Source organism: Propioniciclava sp. LT294 (assembly GCF_059516005.1).
Window position 1 is genome coordinate 12717 of the sequence record NZ_JCAKNG010000001.1, and the last position, 15251, is coordinate 27967.

The 15251-nt window shown below is 68.4% G+C and carries 16 protein-coding genes; 11 read left to right on the top strand and 5 right to left on the bottom strand.

The genetic code is table 11. The annotated features are described in order from the left end of the window. Positions 1-10 precede the first annotated feature (10 nt). From AC5YDA_RS00065 to AC5YDA_RS00085, 5 genes are read left to right on the top strand one after another with little or no spacing between them, the layout of a single operon-like run. Entirely contained in the window at positions 11-1549 is a 1539-nt protein-coding gene (locus AC5YDA_RS00065) for a class I adenylate-forming enzyme family protein (RefSeq protein WP_496192671.1), read from the top strand. Positions 1550-1575: 26 nt separating this feature from the next. Further along, a complete protein-coding gene (locus AC5YDA_RS00070) occupies positions 1576-3345 on the top strand; it encodes an acetyl/propionyl/methylcrotonyl-CoA carboxylase subunit alpha (protein WP_496192672.1) in 1770 nt (589 codons plus the stop codon). Beyond that, a complete protein-coding gene (locus AC5YDA_RS00075) occupies positions 3345-4226 on the top strand; it encodes an HpcH/HpaI aldolase/citrate lyase family protein (protein ID WP_496192673.1) in 882 nt (293 codons plus the stop codon). The genes AC5YDA_RS00070 and AC5YDA_RS00075 overlap by 1 nt, the downstream gene beginning before the upstream one ends. A 1-nt stretch (position 4227) precedes the next feature. After that, positions 4228-4689: a MaoC family dehydratase gene (locus AC5YDA_RS00080; RefSeq protein ID WP_496192674.1), complete on the top strand. Its 462-nt coding sequence runs from the start codon at positions 4228-4230 to the stop codon at positions 4687-4689. A gap of 27 nt (positions 4690-4716) precedes the next feature. Then, entirely contained in the window at positions 4717-5160 is a 444-nt protein-coding gene (locus AC5YDA_RS00085; RefSeq protein WP_496192675.1) for a cupin domain-containing protein, read from the top strand. Between the two features lie 185 nt (positions 5161-5345). Here AC5YDA_RS00085 and AC5YDA_RS00090 read toward each other — a convergent pair whose 3' ends face one another. The 5 genes from AC5YDA_RS00090 to AC5YDA_RS00110 form a co-directional block, all read right to left on the bottom strand. Next, positions 5346-6413, bottom strand: a complete 1068-nt coding sequence (locus AC5YDA_RS00090) for a LacI family DNA-binding transcriptional regulator (RefSeq protein WP_496192676.1) — start codon at positions 6411-6413, stop codon at positions 5346-5348. A gap of 4 nt (positions 6414-6417) precedes the next feature. Beyond that, positions 6418-7266 carry a glycerophosphodiester phosphodiesterase family protein gene (locus AC5YDA_RS00095; RefSeq protein ID WP_496192677.1) on the bottom strand — a complete coding sequence of 283 codons (849 nt, stop codon included), beginning with the start codon at positions 7264-7266 and terminating at the stop codon, positions 6418-6420. Next, positions 7263-9020 (bottom strand): ABC transporter permease, encoded by a 1758-nt coding sequence (locus AC5YDA_RS00100; RefSeq protein ID WP_496192678.1) that lies wholly within the window; start codon positions 9018-9020, stop codon positions 7263-7265. The genes AC5YDA_RS00095 and AC5YDA_RS00100 overlap by 4 nt, the downstream gene beginning before the upstream one ends. Next, positions 9017-10069 carry an ABC transporter ATP-binding protein gene (locus AC5YDA_RS00105; RefSeq protein ID WP_496192679.1) on the bottom strand — a complete coding sequence of 351 codons (1053 nt, stop codon included), beginning with the start codon at positions 10067-10069 and terminating at the stop codon, positions 9017-9019. Before AC5YDA_RS00105 ends, AC5YDA_RS00100 begins: the two co-directional genes overlap by 4 nt. Positions 10070-10160: 91 nt before the next feature. Further along, the gene (locus tag AC5YDA_RS00110) at positions 10161-11267 is read right to left on the bottom strand and encodes an extracellular solute-binding protein (RefSeq protein ID WP_496192680.1); all 1107 of its coding nucleotides are present in this window, start codon (positions 11265-11267) and stop codon (positions 10161-10163) included. Between the two features lie 468 nt (positions 11268-11735). Between AC5YDA_RS00110 and AC5YDA_RS00115 the strand changes: the two genes are divergently transcribed. The 6 genes from AC5YDA_RS00115 to AC5YDA_RS00140 all read left to right on the top strand — a co-directional run bounded on the left by AC5YDA_RS00115 (position 11736) and on the right by AC5YDA_RS00140 (position 15244). Next, complete coding sequence (locus tag AC5YDA_RS00115; RefSeq protein WP_496192681.1) at positions 11736-12932, top strand: tyrosine-type recombinase/integrase; 1197 nt, start codon at positions 11736-11738, stop codon at positions 12930-12932. 273 nt (positions 12933-13205) lie between these two features. Next, complete coding sequence (locus AC5YDA_RS00120; RefSeq protein ID WP_496192682.1) at positions 13206-13433, top strand: excisionase family DNA-binding protein; 228 nt, start codon at positions 13206-13208, stop codon at positions 13431-13433. Then, positions 13433-13921: a hypothetical protein gene (locus AC5YDA_RS00125; RefSeq protein WP_496192683.1), complete on the top strand. Its 489-nt coding sequence runs from the start codon at positions 13433-13435 to the stop codon at positions 13919-13921. Before AC5YDA_RS00120 ends, AC5YDA_RS00125 begins: the two co-directional genes overlap by 1 nt. Before the next feature lie 116 nt (positions 13922-14037). Further along, the gene (locus tag AC5YDA_RS00130; protein WP_496192684.1) at positions 14038-14466 is read left to right on the top strand and encodes a hypothetical protein; all 429 of its coding nucleotides are present in this window, start codon (positions 14038-14040) and stop codon (positions 14464-14466) included. Next, the gene (locus AC5YDA_RS00135; RefSeq protein WP_496192685.1) at positions 14466-14747 is read left to right on the top strand and encodes a WhiB family transcriptional regulator; all 282 of its coding nucleotides are present in this window, start codon (positions 14466-14468) and stop codon (positions 14745-14747) included. The genes AC5YDA_RS00130 and AC5YDA_RS00135 overlap by 1 nt, the downstream gene beginning before the upstream one ends. After that, positions 14744-15244, top strand: coding sequence for a hypothetical protein (locus tag AC5YDA_RS00140; RefSeq protein ID WP_496192686.1), 501 nt, complete (start codon positions 14744-14746; stop codon positions 15242-15244). Before AC5YDA_RS00135 ends, AC5YDA_RS00140 begins: the two co-directional genes overlap by 4 nt. The last annotated feature ends 7 nt before the right edge of the window (positions 15245-15251 follow it).

The window sequence follows — 15251 nt, forward strand, 5'->3', positions numbered from 1 at the left end:
AGGAGTGCCAATGCTGACCCTCGCCGAGATGATCCATCTCAACTACCGTCGTCACCCACAGAAAGAGGCCTTCGTGGCCGCCGATGGGCGGGTGACCCACGGTGAGGCCGCCGTCCGGGCCTGGGGACTGGCGCGCGCGCTCCACAAGCGGGGTCTCGGCACTGGCGACCGTGTCGGCGTCCTCGCGACCAGCTCGCTCTTCAACGCGGAAGCCTATTTGGGCCTGGCCGCCGCGGGGGCGGTCTACGTCGGCTACAACTGGCGCTGGACTCCTTCCGAACTGGCAGCGGGCATCCGCGAGACCGCCGCCCCGATGATCCTCGTTGAGCCGTCGCAGGAGGAACTGCTCGATCAGGCGCTCGCGCTGCTCTCGACGGAGGCGGACCGCGCACTCCCCCTCGTCCTGCGCAACGAACAGCTGGAGAAGATGCGGCTGGAGAACCAGGCGCCGTACCGCAGCCGGGTGACCCTCGACGACCCTCTGTGCATCCTCTACACCGGCGGCAGCACCGGGACGCCCAAGGGTGTCGTCCTCAGCCACCGTGCGGCGGCGGCGAACGCCATCAACGAGATGGTGGACGCCCGGCTGGGTGCTCGAGCCGGCGACCGCGGCCTGGTCGTGGTGCCGCTGTTCCACTCGGCGGGACTGCTGTGCTGGCTCCACACCCACTATGTCGCCGGCGCAACCAGCGTCATCGCGGCCAAGTTCGACGAGGAGTCCTTCGTCGAGGCCGCCGAGAAGGAGAAGGTGACCAACACCTTCATGATTCCGAACATGCTGCGTCGCCTGATGCAGAACGGCGTGATGGACGAGCCCGCCGTTCGCTCATCACTCAAGGCCGTGCACACCGGCGCCGGTCTGCTCCGCCTGCCCGACAAGCAGCGCTTCGCGGAACTCATGCCCGACACGGACCTGTACTTCCGCTACGGATTGACCGAGGCGGGCCCCATGGTCACGCGACTCCGCCCCGAGGACGTCCTGCGCCCCGACGTCGACGGCTCGATGGGCCAGGAGTACTTCCTGACCCAGGTCAAGGTTGTCGACCCCGACGGCCGGGAGGTGCCCGACGGCGAACTCGGGGAACTGTGCGTCCGCGGCCCCAATCTGATGACGCGCTACTACAACCGCCCCGAGGAGACGGCGGCCGCGCTCCGAGGCGGCTGGCTGCACACCGGCGACATCGTCGCCCGCGAGGACGGCTACTACTACTTCCGGGACCGGCTGAAGGAAATGATCAAGACCGGCGGCGAGAACGTGTACGCCGCCGAGGTCGAACAGGCGATGCACCTGCACCCGGCGATCCTCGAGGCCGCAGTGGTCGGCGTACCAGACCCGAAGTGGGACGAGGAGGTGCGCGCCGCCGTCGTGCTGCGCCACGAGGCCACCGCCACCGAGGACGAGATCCGCACCTTCCTGCGTCAGCACCTCGCCGGCTACAAGATCCCGAAGGTGATGGCCTTCGTCCAGCCCGAAGAACTCCCCCGTTCCGCCGCAGGCAAGCTGCAGAAGCACGTCCTGAAGGTCCAGCTCGGCTGGAACGCCCAATGAACCCGACACCGATGCAGGAGGAAGCCGTGGACCGGCCCGTGTTCGACAAGTTGCTCATCGCCAACCGCGGCGAGATCGCCGTGCGCATAATGCGCACCTGCAACGAGATGGGGATCGACACCGTGGCGATCCACTCCGCCGCCGATGCTGGCGCGCTCCACGTCCGCACCGCCGACGAGGCGGTCGACCTCGGCGACGGCCCGGCGTCCGAGAACTACCTCAACGTCGACGCGATCGTGGCGGCAGCGGTGAAGACGGGCGCTCAAGCGGTGCACCCCGGCTACGGCTTCCTGGCCGAGAACGCCACCTTCGCGCAGGCGGTGGTGGACGCTGGTCTCGTCTTCATCGGCCCGCCCCCGTCGGCGATCACTGCGATGGGTGAGAAGGTCGCCGCTCGATCGCTGGCGATCCAGGCCGGAGTGCCGTTGGCGCCCGGATCTGAGGGTGTCGTCGAGTCGGCCGACGAGGTGGCCGCCTTCGGCGCCGAGCATGGTTACCCCTTGCTGGTGAAGGCATCCGCGGGTGGCGGCGGAAGGGGCATGCGCCGCATCAACGCTCCCGGCGAGGTCGCAGCGGCGTTCGACTCGGCGAGCCGCGAGGCGGTGAAGGCGTTCGGCAACGGCGACCTCTACGTCGAGCGCTACGTCGTGGACGCCCGACACGTCGAGGTCCAGGTCTTCGCGGACGCCCACGGCAACTCCGTCTGGGTCGGCGACCGCGACTGCTCAGTGCAGCGACGCCACCAGAAGGTCATTGAGGAGGCACCCGCCCCCGGCCTGTCAGACGAGGTGCGCCGCAGCATGGGCGAGGCGTCGGCGCGCCTGGCGTCCGAGGTGGGCTACCGCGGCGCCGGGACCGTCGAGTTCCTGGTCGATGGCGACAAGTTCTACTTCCTGGAGATGAACACCCGTATCCAAGTCGAGCATCCCGTCACCGAGCTGGTGCAGGGCGTTGATCTGGTTGCCGAGCAGATCCGCGTGGCCGCAGGCCACCCGCTGACCCTGATCTCAGGCGCGACGCCCAACGGCGTGGCGATCGAGGCCCGCATCAACGCCGAGTCGGTCGCCGACGGTGCGTTCCTGCCGAATCCTGGCCCGATCACGGCGCTCGACGCGCCCACCGGCGAGGGCTTGCGTTGGGACGCCGGCTACGAGGCCGGCGACACGGTCCAGCCGTTCTACGACAACCTGATGGGCAAGCTCATCGCGTGGGCGCCGACCCGAGACGAGGCCATCGAGCGCTTGGACAAGGCGTTGGGTGAGGTGGTCGTCGGGGGTGTGGAGACTGCGATCCCGGCCGTGCGAGCAGTCCTGCGCCACGCCGACTTCCGGGGCGTCACCCACCACACAGGATGGCTCGAGTCGGGGGCGATCGATTTCGCATCGCTGGGCGCGGAGCCGGTCTCGCGCCAGGAGGTCGTCGTCGGCGGTCGCTACTACACGATCCCGGTGTTCACCGAAGGCGTCGTGTCCGTGCCAGGCCCGGCGGTGCCTGCGGTGTCCGCGGCGGACAGCAACGGATTCGAGGGTAATGGGCGGCCACGCCAGGCACGCGCCAAGCGCGCCGCGGCGTTCGACGGCACGCTCAAGGCCCCGATGCAGGGTACGGTCGTGCGGGTCGAGGTGGCCGACGGGCAGTCCGTGAACGCGGGCGACATCCTGTTCGTGGTCGAAGCCATGAAGATGGAGAACCCGGTGACCGCGCCCATCCCCGGGGTTGTCAACGGGGTGAGTGTCGCGGTTGGCGACACGGTCGCCGCCGGCACCGCGCTGGCCACCCTTGCGGAAGCGGCGTGATGAAGCCCTACCGCTCACTGCTGTTCGTCCCCGGCCACAAGCGGGACTGGATCGACAAGGCGCTCGCCTCCCCCGCGCAGGCGATCATCATCGACCTCGAGGACTCGGTGCCAGCCGACGCGAAGGAGCATGCCCGTGCGAACGTCGTCGACGTGTTGGCGACCGCGCCCGGGAAGGGCGTGCTGGTGCGGGTCAACGCGCTCGATACCGCGTGGTTCGGCGAGGACGTGGCCGCCGTCGTCCGACCGGGCCTGACCGGGCTGCTGCTGCCGAAGTTGTTCTCCCGCGACGACGTGGTGCGCTTCGACGGGGTCATCACCGCCGCCGAACTGGCCAACGGCGTCGAGCGCGGCTCGACGGAAGTGATGCCCTCCCTGGAGACCGCGGCGTCCATCGCGAAGGTCGACGAGATCCTCGCCGGCCCGCGGGTCGGCGCCGTGATGGCCGCTGCGGCCAAGGACGCGGACGTCTCCCGCGAGGTGGGTTTCACGTGGAGTGCCGAGGGCCTCGAGACGCTCTACCTGCGGAGCAAGGCGGTCGTGGCCGCCCGTGCGGCCGACGTCCGATGCATCGTGCTCGGGTTGTGGCAGGACGTGCGGAACCTCGATGGGATGCGGGGCTTCGCCCAGGCCAACCGAGCGCTCGGCTACACGGGCCAGGTGATCATCCACCCCAGCCACGCGTCAATCGCCAACGAGGAGTACGAGCTCACCGAAACGCAGGTGGACTACCTCACCGGCTTGGTGCACGCCTTCCGCGCGGGCGAGGCATCCGGGCACGGAGCCGTCATGTACCGCGGCGACCACATCGACCTCGCCCACGCGCGCAACGCCGAGGAACAGCTGCGGCTGGCGGGCATCAACATCGACCAAGAGGACTGACATGGCCATGTACTACGAGGACTTCGTCATCGGCGAGGTCATCAAGCACCCGGTGACCCGCACGGTCACCGAGACCGACAACCTCATGTTCACCGCACTCACGATGAACGTGCAGCCACTGCACCTCGACACCGAGTTCGCAGCGCAGAGCATGTACGGCCAACGGATCGTGAACAGCATCTTCACCCTGGGACTTGTCACCGGCATCCCGGTGCAGGAGACCACCTTGGGCACGACGCTGGGAAACCTCGGATTCTCCGACATCACGTTCCCCAAGCCGGTCTTCATCGGCGACACCCTGCGGGTCGAGACCGAGGCCTACGAGACCCGCATCTCGGAGAAGCGCCCCACCACCGGCATCGTCAGCATCGAGCACCGCGGCATCAACCAACGCGACGAGGTCGTGTGCATCGTCCGCCGTGCCGCCTTGATGATGCGCCGCCCCACCGAAGACCTCACCTAGAACACCGACCCAGAAAGGAAACCCACCATGTCCGACGCCCCACTCACCCGCAACGAGGAGCAGCTGAAGGTCACCCGCGCCGACGAGCTCCAGCCCGAAACCGGCCAGACCAGCAACGCCCGCCGCTACAACGGCGTGGCCAAGGAGAACACGGCCGCCACAAAGATCTGGTTCGGCAAGGTCTACACCGGCCCCGGCGAGGTCTCGGGCGCACACCACCACGGCGAGGCCCAGACCGGTGGCTATGTGTTCAAGGGTCGCGGCTACATCCGCTACGGCCACCGCTACGAGAAGATCATCTACATGAACGAGGGCGACTTCGTCTTCGTGCCGCCCTTCATGCCCCACATCGAGGGCAACTGCTCCCATACCGAGGAGCTCATCTGGATGACCACGCGCACCCCCGACAACATCGTCGTCAACCTCGAGGACGAGGACGTCGCCGACATCGAGATCGAGTACGTCGACTGATAGGTGACCCCTCCCCACCAAGTGGGGTCCATCGCGGGCCGGCGGCGTTCACCATGAGGAGCCACCGATCCTGCGTCCGCCGTCGGATCCGCCGATGTTGTCGGCGGCGGACAGGGAGGTGATGCGCGGCCCGGCCCACGCGGTGCGACACCCAGGGAACCCCCGTTGGCCGCTCGACACCGCGTTCAGGCGCGTGGCTTGCGTCGCGGGACGTCGAGGGTGCTGCCACTGATGGGGATGCCCTGCTGGAGTTCGTGCTTCGGGCTCACCTGTCCGGGCGAGTTGATCATCTCGTGCATGACCTCCGCGGCACGCCGGGCGACCGACTCGACCGGCAGGCGAAGGGTCGCCAGTGAAACGAAGCCCAAGCCGGGGAGGATGCCGTCGCAGCCGGTGACCGACACGTCCTCGGGGACGCGCAGGCCAGCGGCGTGGGCGAGGTCGAGGAAGTGCAGTGCCCGGCGGTCGGAGGTGAACATCGCGGCGGTGACCTTCCGCTTGCGGACGATGTCGATCACGGTGCTGCTGTGCTCGCCGATCCACCCGAAGGTGGGTGCGGGGATCTCCTCCACGTCGACGTCCCGATCCCGCAGGCGTGCCGCGATCATGGTGCCACGCACGTGCTCGGCGGTGGAGACGTCGGGACCCGGGATCACCACGGACACCCGGCGGTGGCCACGTTCGGCGACCATCGCGGCGAGCATGCCGGCGTGGGCCTCCTCGTCGTAGCTGACACCGTAGATCTGGGGGTTCCACTCCATGCGCCCGACCGAGATCACCGGAACCACCGACATGAAGGGCGTCAGCTCCTCGGGGCGCACGACCCCGGTGGCCACGAACAGGCCGCTCACCCGCAGGCCGAGCAGGCGCTCCAGGGCGCGGCGCTCGAACGACGCGCCCTGCCCGGCCGAGGGCACCATCGTGACCAGTTGCAGCCCGGCTTGATCGGTGGCCGCCTGCAACTCGCTGTGCAGGTGTCCGTAAGCGGGCGTCCGGGGGTCGCGCAAGAGGAGACCGACCAGGCCGGACCCGAGGCGTCCACCACTCCCGGCGAGGGCGGACGCCGCCAGGTTGGGCACGTACCCGAGCTCGTTCACCGCGCGCAGCACCTTCTCGCGGGTCTCGTCGGAGACCGGGACGCGGCCGGCCAGGGTCCGTGAGACCGTGGCCCGGGACACGCCGGCACGCTCGGCCACCGCGTCCATCGTGGCCCCCGCGGTGCGCGAGGGAGCCGGGAGCGGCGCTTCGGTCATGGCGTCAGGTTAGCCGTTCGAGGTAGCGGTCGAGGAGGCCGGGCCAGTCGGTCTGGATGATGTCGGCGCCCCGGGCGATCATCTCGCCCCACCCGCGATCAGGGTCCACCAGCAGGGACACCTCGTCGTCGAACCCTGCGTACAGCGGAATCCGGTTGGCGAGGTTGAGGCCGTTCATGAGGGCCACCAAGCCGCGCTCGCGGATCGACGCGACGTAGTCCGCGTCGCAGAACGGGTGGTCGGGGTCGCTGGCAACCAGCTCCACTCCGACCATGTTGATCGCCTCGTCGGCCCACACTCGCTCCACCTCCTCGACCGTCTTCACGATCGGGATGTAGGGGAACTTGGTCGGGTGGGTCGACAACGCCTCCAAGGCGTCGTCCTGCACCGGCGACTTGAGCAACAGGTGCGACGGGACGCCGTGCTCGGCGAGTTCGTCCAGCAGCCCCGGCCACCACCACCAGGACCGGTCGACGTTGAAGAACACGTCGGGGCAGGCGTCCAGCACGGTGCGGAGCCGCTCGACGGGGTACAGCGCCGCGTCGGAGATGCACCAGCGGTAGCCGAGTTGCTCGATCTCGGCGGTGCTGAGGGTGCGGATGTTGGCCTCGATGCCGAGGTGCATCGGTTCGTAGCCGTCGTGGAACAGGAAGTGGTCCCCGTCGGTGGAGCGGACGATGTCGATCTCGACGATCGCGGCGCCCTCGGCGATGGCGGCGCGGATGCCCTTGAGGGTGTTCTCGGCGATGCTGCCGCGGCCCGAGCCACGGTGCACCGCGATGAGCGGACGCCGCGTGGCCAGCAGGTCGGCGAACGGCTGGTTGACGGCTGCGTACTGTGGGTGTCCGATCACTGGGTGGCCTCCTGCTTGACGGTGTCTTCGGCGATGGTGCGTCGGCGGATGTGCCGCTTCTTGCCGGACGCGCTGCGTCCGTAGACCAGGTACATGGTCAGGCCCGAGATGATCATGAGGATCACGGCGTACACGAAGGTGATGGCGGTGGTGTCGCCCCGGGTCTCGCCCTCGGTGGCGTTCTTGATGAAGATGCCCAAGGGTTGGTAGAAGGGGTGGGCCAGGAACACGGCGGTGTCGTAGTCGTCGAGCATCGAGTTGAAGTTCAACGCGGTGATGGCCGTGGCCGCCGGGATGACCAGCGGCAGCAGCACCCGCCGGAACGTGTAGAACTGGCTGGCCCCCAGCATGGACGCCGCCTCCTCGAGATTCTGGTTGATGCCGGTGAAGGACGCCTTCATGAGCCGCAGCGTGAACGGGACCTTCCCGATGACGTAGGCGATGCCCAGGATCAGCACCGTGCCGGTGAGCACGAACCCGCCGACGAGGGGGTTGGCGTGGTCGTAGGCGATGATCAGGCCGAGCGCGGTCATGATTCCGGGCATGATCCACGGGATGTGCAGCAGGTACTCGGTCGCGGCGGTGATCTTGTTCCGGTACCTGGTGATGATGCGGGCCACGAACAGGATGAACACGATCACGATGGTGGCCGCGGCGGCCGAATAGCCGACCGAGACCACGAACGGCCAGGAGGCTGCCGGGTCGGTCAGGACCGTGGCGTAGTTCTCAAGCGTGAACGCGCCGAGGGAAAGGCGAGCGAAGGCGATCGACTCGGCGTCGGTGAAGGAGAAGATCACGATCAGCACCGGGGGGAGCACGTAGATCAGGAACAGCAGGTAGGCCACGGCGTGCACCACCACATTGCCCACCGGGTTGGTGATCTTCTGCTTGACCAGGGCGACCGGCACCTTCGACACCGAGAAGTAGGTGCCGCCCTTCTCGAGCCGGTTGAGGAGGAACAGCAGCAGCATCGTGACGGTGGCGAGGATGAGGGCGAGCGCGGCCGCGAGGTCGCGTGAGCCGGGCGCGTTGGCGAACGTCAGGATCATCGGGCTGATGGTCTGGAAGTCGCGCCCGCCCAGGATCTGCGGCGCAGCCAGGGCGCCCAGGCCACCCAGGAAGGTCAGGATCGTGATCGCGAACAGGGTCGGCTTGAGCACCGGCAGGACGATGTTCCACAAGATCGACCAGTTGGACGCCCCCATCTGCTGGGCGGCCTCCACGGTCTGGTAGTCGACCTTGGCCATGGACGCCGTGAGGAACAGCAGGTGGTTTCCCGTCGTGGCGAACGTCATCACGAAGATGACCGCGGCCGCCCCCGAGAACCACTCCCGATCGAGGACCGGGACGATCGTGGTCAGCGCCGAGGTGAGCATGCCGTGGGGGCCGTACAGGAACTTGTAGCCCGACACGAGGACGATGCCGCCGTAGACCAGCGTCGTGGCATAGCCCAGCCAGAGGTACCTCGCGCCCTTGATGTCGTAGTAGCGGGTCACGAGCACGATGAAGACGCCCACGGCGTTGACCGTGACGGACAACACCACCGCGAGGATCAGGCTGTTCACCAGCGAGCGCTGCGCGGGGCGCGACATGGCCAGCTTCTCCCAGGGCGACAGCCCTTCCTTGGGGGCGAACACCGTCTGGAGCAGCTCGACGTTGGGAACGATGAGGAAGGCCACGATGAACCACGCGGTGACCAGGCCGACGGTGAGCACCATCGGCGAGCGCACCATCCTCCCCAGCTCCGACCTCATGCCGCACGCCCTGTGGGTGCGGCGTCCGGGTACTGCAGGACGTGGACGGCGTCGGTGATGACCGTGACCTCGTCGCCGAGGTCGAAGTGGCGGGCCAGCCCGTCCTCGGGGACGACGGCCTTGACGCGGGTGTCACCGAGCTGGACCTCGTAGGAGTGGTTGATGCCGTGGTACTGCTTGCCGACGACGACTCCGTCGACCGGGATCAGGCCGGCGGGTGCGGACGTCCCCCGCGGGGTCACTCGGATCTTCTCGATCCGCAGGTAGCTGGGCAGCGTGGGGTCGAGGTGGCGGGCGCCGGCGTCCACGAGGCGCTGGGAGACGCGGGGTTCGAACCGGTTGACGTCGCCGATGAAGGTGCAGACGAACTCGGTGGCCGAGGCCTGGTAGACGTCCTGGGGCCGGCCGACCTGTTCGATCCGGCCGGCGTTCACCACGGCGATGCGGTCGGACATGGCCAAGGCCTCGTCCTGGTCGTGGGTCACGTAGACGCTGGTGATGCCGAAGTGCTTCTGGAGGTCCTTCAGCTGGACGCGCATCTGGTGGCGCAGCTTGGCGTCCAGGTTCGACAGCGGCTCGTCGAGCAGCATGATGCGCGGCCGCATGACCATGGCGCGTGCGATGGCGACGCGCTGTTGCTGGCCGCCGGAGAGTTCGGCGATGCTGCGGGAGAGTTGGGTATCCGTGAGCTCGACCTCGCGCGCGATGTCGGAGACGCGCTGTTCGAGCTCGTCGCGGCTGACCTTGGCCACCTTGAGGCCGAAGGCGATGTTCTCGCGCACGGTCATGGACGGGAACAGCGCGTAGTTCTGGAACACCATGCCGATGTCGCGCTTGTCGCTGGGCAGGTGGGTGACGTCCTTCTCACCGATGGTGATCCGGCCCTTGCTGGGCGCGACGAAGCCGGCCAAGGCGCGCAGGATCGTGGTCTTCCCACACCCGGACGGGCCGAGCAGGGTGAAGAACTCGCCCTCGTTGATCGTGAGGTTCAGGTTCGGGATCGCCACGAAGTCCCCGAAGCGGACCTCGACATCTGAGTACGTGATCACCGGGTGGTGCCTTTCTGGGTGTGGATGCAGTCTGGAGGGAGGGCGCGGCAGACCCGGGCCGGGTGTGCCGCGCCCTCGTGGGACCGGTCGGTCAGCCCATGTACTGGAGCTGGATGCGCTCGATCCAGGAGTCGATGTTCTTGGCGACGAACTCCCAGTTGATGTCCTGCCGGGTGAACGCGTCAGTGGCGTCGACCGCGGCCTTGTTCGCAGTTGCGGCGGCCTTGGTGTTGGTCGGCGCGGTGAAGAACTGGTTGCTCCACTTGGCCTGCAGCTCGGCCGAGCCGAACCAGTCGATGAACTTCTTCGCCTGGTCGGCCTGCTTGCTGCCCTTCACCAGGGCGACGTGCTGCACCGCGAAGGGGACGCCGACGCTCGGCTTGACGGCCGTGGTCTTGATCTCGTACTGCTTCTCGCGGGTCGCCTTGCCTGCGAGCCACATCTGGCCCGCGTTGACCTTGCCGGCCTTCATGCGGGCGTAGAGGTCCTCGCCCTTGACGGCCGAGGAGCCGTTGCCGAAGTAGGCCTCGATGGCCTTCCAGCCGTCATCGGAGACACCGAGCTCGCCGGAGGGGTCGGCGTAGCGGGTGAGGATGCCCGAGAGCACCATCTGCGTGGTCGCGCCACCGAGGCTGGTCGGGGTCTCGTACTTCGCCTTGAACTCCGGCTCGGTCCACAGGTCGGGCCAATCGGTGGGCGCGCCGACACCGCCGGGGTAGGCACCGTCGTTGTAGACGAGCATGATCGGCTCGCGCACGATCGGCCAGAACTGCGCGCCGTCGCCCAACTTGGCGTCGACATCACCGGACCAGCTCGGGGTGTAGGCCTCGAGGACGCCCGCGGCCTTGAGCTTCTCGAAGAAGACGTTGTTCAGACCGAAGGTGACATCGGCGATGGGATTGTTCTTCTCGGCCAGCAGGCGGTTCTGGATGTCGCCGCCCCCGAGGTCGACGAACTGCAGCTTGAAGCCGGCCGCCTCGGCCTCCTTGGCGAGCCATTCGCCACGACCATCGGACACGGAGTTGGAGTAGACGACGAGGGTGCCGGCGGAAGCCGGGGCCCCACTGGCTCCCGGCGTGCTGCCGGTGGCCGGGGTGCCGCCCGGAGCGCCAGCGGGCGGGGTGCAGCCGGTCAGCACCAGCGCAGCCGAGGCGACGAGCGCGCCGGCACCGGCGAGAAAGGAACGGCGAGGCAACATGGGCATTTCTCCTGGTGGAAGTGGGTCGGTCACGACAGGACGCGCTCCTCCCGGCCCAACGAGGGTCCGTGAAAGCGCGTTCATGTGAAGTGTGACACCTCTTCGTTGCACTTGCCCCTCAGTTGCGTGAACACCCGATGAACGCGCGTTCACGGCCCTCGGTGAAGCATGATGACCTACCCGGGCGTTGCCACCGTGGCGACACGAGAAAAAACAGAAGGGCGTCCTGACCGGTGTTTCACCTTGTCAGAACGCCCTTCTCGGAAGCTCCCCCGACTGGACTCGAACCAGTAACCCTCTGGTCCTCCCCCAACTGGTCGTTGCCCCTAGAACTAAGCGCTTTGACTAGGTGTTGAGAGGTACAGTAACGCCACATTGGCAGTGAGCGCAAGAGAGCGTGACCGAGCACCAAGAAGCTGTTATGTTGCCCGTATGTTGCCCAAATGGGCCACGGGAGAGGGGTAAACAATGGCCGGTCGCCGCGGATTCGGGCGCCTACGCAAGCGCGATTCGGGACGGTGGCAAGCGGGCTACGTCGGTCCCGACGACAAGGTGCACAACGCTCCCGAGACCTTCACGGCCAAGCTCGACGCCGAGGCCTGGCTGTTGCAGGAACGCCGCCTGATCGAGCGCGACGAATGGACCGCCCCAGCGACCCGGGCCGCGGCCAAGCACGCGCGCGGCTCGACCCTCGACGACTACGCGCGGGCGTGGGTCGAAAACCACCGACGGGGCGACGGCCAACCGTTGAAGCCGCGCACGCGCGCGCACTACCTGAGCCTGCTCGAGTCGCGCATCCTGCCCCAGCTCGGCGACCGGCCCCTGCACACACTCGACGAGGACGCCCTGAACCACTGGCGCGACAACCTGCCCAAGACGCCCGTTGCGAACGCGCACGCCTACGCCCTGCTGCGCTCGATCCTCAAGGACGCCGCGAAGAAGGACGCCCGCATCAAGCCCCCGAGCCTGCCCGGGGCGTCCAAGGCCAAGACAACCCACAAGGCCGAACCGGCGTCCCTGGAGGAACTCGCGGTGATCGTGGCGAACATGCCCGAGCGTCACAAGCTGGCAATCCTGCTCATGTCGTGGTGCGCCCTCAGGTTCGGCGAAGTGACCGAGCTGCGCCGCCGCGACGTCGACGTGGCCAACTCGCGGTTGCGCATCCGGCGCGCTGTCGTCCTGGTCAACAAACAACGGATCGTCGACACGCCGAAGTCGGACGCCGGCATCCGAGACGTCGCGATCCCGCCCCACCTACTGCCCATCGTCAAGGACCACATCAAGACGCACGCCCAGCCGGGGCCCAACGGCCTGTTGTTCCCCGCGGCGTCCGGCGGGCACCTGTCACAGTCGACGTTGAACGGCAAGGAGGCACGCAAGCGGCGCATCAAGGGCCGCATGGTCAACGAGTCCGCGAGCGGGTTCTGTGCGGCCCGGGAGGCCGCAGGGCGCCCCGACCTGAGGTTGCACGACCTGAGGCACACGGGCGCTGTCCTGGCCGCCCAGACGGGCGCGACGCTCGCCGAACTCATGGCCCGGCTCGGACACTCGACCCCGGCCGCCGCCATGCGTTACCAGCACGCCGCCCGCGACCGAGACAAGGCCATCGCGGCCGCCCTGTCGGCAATGGTCGACCACGGCAACGCCCGCCCTGAACCGAACTAGGGTCACCCGTGACCCCAGTCGAGTCGCAAACTCCGGTCACCCGTGACCCCAGTTAGGCGCCAGCACCGGGACCGCTCGTGTACGCCAGACAGAAGATCGGCCACATCGGCTTTGATAGACACCTGCGGGGCGGGTCAGAAGAAGATGCACGACCAAACCCGTTCCGACTAGGTGAAAGCGCGTGGCAGCGACCGGTAGCGTGCCGGAGGGTCGCGGCTACTAACCGAGCACGACGCCCCGGAACTGTCGAACCCGATTCATAGCGTCTTGCCCATGACAGCACGACGTAGCACCACAACCAAGAACGCCCCGGAGCCCCGCCAGTTCGTCAGCCGCGAGGTTGCCGCCCAGCGCTGGGACGTCTCCATTTTCACCATCCGCCGCATGATCGCGGACGGACACATCACCGGCTATCGCCTGCCCGGCGGCCGGCACATCCGCGTTGACCTGGCAGAGGTCGACGCCGCGTTCCGCCCGATACCGACCGCCGGGTCCCACTGATGTCGGGCCCGCGCCCCAAGGGGGCGTCGGGCGCGAGCGGGCGCCGCAGCTTCGACAAGTTCGAGTACCTGAAGCAGATCCACAACCTGCCGCACAGTCGGAACCTCACGAACGCCGAGTCGCGCGTCCTGGTCGCGGTATTCAACTTCACAGACGGCCACGGGCGCCGCGCCCACCCGGGCGTCGAGCTGCTGGCCCGCCGACTCGACTACGCGAAGCCTCGCAACGTCGAGAAGCTCCTAGCGATCCTGACGGCCAAGGGTTACCTCGTCGTCGAGTCCGTTGGTGGCGGGCAGGGGCGGGCGACGTCCTACGCCTTGGCGCTCCCCGCCGACCCGGCCGAACCCGATCCTTGGGCCGACCTCGACAACCCCGTCCGCCATGGACGGCCCATCAGATCAAGAACAAACCACAAACCAAAGCGCGCCCCCCGAGACCTCGACCAGCGCGCAGACCAGCGCGGGCCCGGACGCCGCCGTTTGGGTTGACGGGATCACGAAAAGCAAGGCGCTCGACGCCGCGACGCCGGATCAACTCGAAGCCGAACGCGCGCGCCAACTCGAAGCGCTCCGACTCCGAAGCCTGACCGCGGAAGGAACGACTCATGCCGACCCCTGACGAGGCCCGCGCGATCGGCCACGCGATCAGCGCCCTTCGACCTGCCTGGCTCGCGACGTCCGTCGCCACGTGGATCAACAACAACGTTCCGACCAGACCAGCCCGCGACGTCATGCTCGCCCTGGTCGTGGCCGCCTACGACCCGAAGGTCGAGAGCCCCGGGGCCCTCAACCGGCCCGGCCCGTGGTGGGACACCGCCAGCCACGCCGGCCAACTCCCGCGAGAGTCCGGGCTTGTCACCTACTGCGAACACGGACGCCCGGGCGCCTTGCACTGCCCAGACTGCCGACCGCCTTCCCAACGCGTCGGGCCGACGTCGGAACAGCGGGCAGCGATCCGCACCGCGCTCCGCGAGGGCCACGCCGCGACCGCCCAGCGGCACAACCCCGGCGTCATCCCGGGCAAGGTCGCCTGATGGCGGCCGATGCCGCTCGAGAAGCGCTCGCCCGGGCCCTGGCGGCCGCCCTGGACGCCGGGCACGTCCCACCCTGCGCGGGTGACGAGCGATTCACGGACAAGCGCGAGAACGTGCGCGCGTCCGTCGCGAACCGCTGCGACGGCTGCCCCGTGCGCGCCGAATGCCGCAGGGCCGGCGAGCACGAAACCCACGGCGTTTGGGGTGGCGTCGACGTCACCGTCAAGGCGCCACCGCGCCCCAAGAACCCCCGCAACAACGAACACCGGAAGGAACCATGACCGAGCACCACGCCCGCAACCGCACCCGCACCCGGGGAGCGACCCGCGATACCACGTCAGCGGACGCAGTCGCCCGCCAGACGGCCGCGCAGCCCCAGACCCGACCCACGGGCCGCAACCCGCGGGCGGCCGACCAGGGCCCGCAGAGGGCCGGCCGTCCCGTCACGGTCGGACGCTACCGCGGACGCACGGCACCGAACGCCACGCAGGACGCCGCAGGGGTCCGCAGGATCGGCATGGACGGCCCGGCCCGTATTGACTCCCGGGGCGGGGGTCGCGCCCCACAAGTCGCGCAGGGCCCGGCACGGCCTCCGATGCCGCGTCCCGCGCCCCGCAACACCGGGCCCGCGCGCAAACCCGAGCCGCTCACCCTGGACGCCCGAATCAGGCAGGCGCTCGGGCACGCCGAGCCCGCACCCGCACGCACCGGCGACAGGTGGCCCACGCACCGAGCGCGCCGCGCCCGCCGCCGCGGCCGGAACGGGAAGACCCGATGAGCCGCCG

What these genes read in the sequence shown, in the direction of transcription:
- AC5YDA_RS00065 (WP_496192671.1), top strand. Translation starts at nt 11, where the DNA reads ATGCTGACCCTCGCCGAGATGATCCATCTCAACTACCGTCGTCACCCA.
- AC5YDA_RS00075 (WP_496192673.1), top strand. Translation starts at nt 3,345, where the DNA reads ATGAAGCCCTACCGCTCACTGCTGTTCGTCCCCGGCCACAAGCGGGAC.
- AC5YDA_RS00080 (WP_496192674.1), top strand. Translation starts at nt 4,228, where the DNA reads ATGGCCATGTACTACGAGGACTTCGTCATCGGCGAGGTCATCAAGCAC.
- AC5YDA_RS00085 (WP_496192675.1), top strand. Translation starts at nt 4,717, where the DNA reads ATGTCCGACGCCCCACTCACCCGCAACGAGGAGCAGCTGAAGGTCACC.
- AC5YDA_RS00090 (WP_496192676.1), bottom strand. Translation starts at nt 6,413, where the DNA reads ATGACCGAAGCGCCGCTCCCGGCTCCCTCGCGCACCGCGGGGGCCACG.
- AC5YDA_RS00100 (WP_496192678.1), bottom strand. Translation starts at nt 9,020, where the DNA reads ATGAGGTCGGAGCTGGGGAGGATGGTGCGCTCGCCGATGGTGCTCACC.
- AC5YDA_RS00110 (WP_496192680.1), bottom strand. Translation starts at nt 11,267, where the DNA reads ATGTTGCCTCGCCGTTCCTTTCTCGCCGGTGCCGGCGCGCTCGTCGCC.
- AC5YDA_RS00115 (WP_496192681.1), top strand. Translation starts at nt 11,736, where the DNA reads ATGGCCGGTCGCCGCGGATTCGGGCGCCTACGCAAGCGCGATTCGGGA.
- AC5YDA_RS00120 (WP_496192682.1), top strand. Translation starts at nt 13,206, where the DNA reads ATGACAGCACGACGTAGCACCACAACCAAGAACGCCCCGGAGCCCCGC.
- AC5YDA_RS00125 (WP_496192683.1), top strand. Translation starts at nt 13,433, where the DNA reads ATGTCGGGCCCGCGCCCCAAGGGGGCGTCGGGCGCGAGCGGGCGCCGC.
- AC5YDA_RS00130 (WP_496192684.1), top strand. Translation starts at nt 14,038, where the DNA reads ATGCCGACCCCTGACGAGGCCCGCGCGATCGGCCACGCGATCAGCGCC.
- AC5YDA_RS00135 (WP_496192685.1), top strand. Translation starts at nt 14,466, where the DNA reads ATGGCGGCCGATGCCGCTCGAGAAGCGCTCGCCCGGGCCCTGGCGGCC.
- AC5YDA_RS00140 (WP_496192686.1), top strand. Translation starts at nt 14,744, where the DNA reads ATGACCGAGCACCACGCCCGCAACCGCACCCGCACCCGGGGAGCGACC.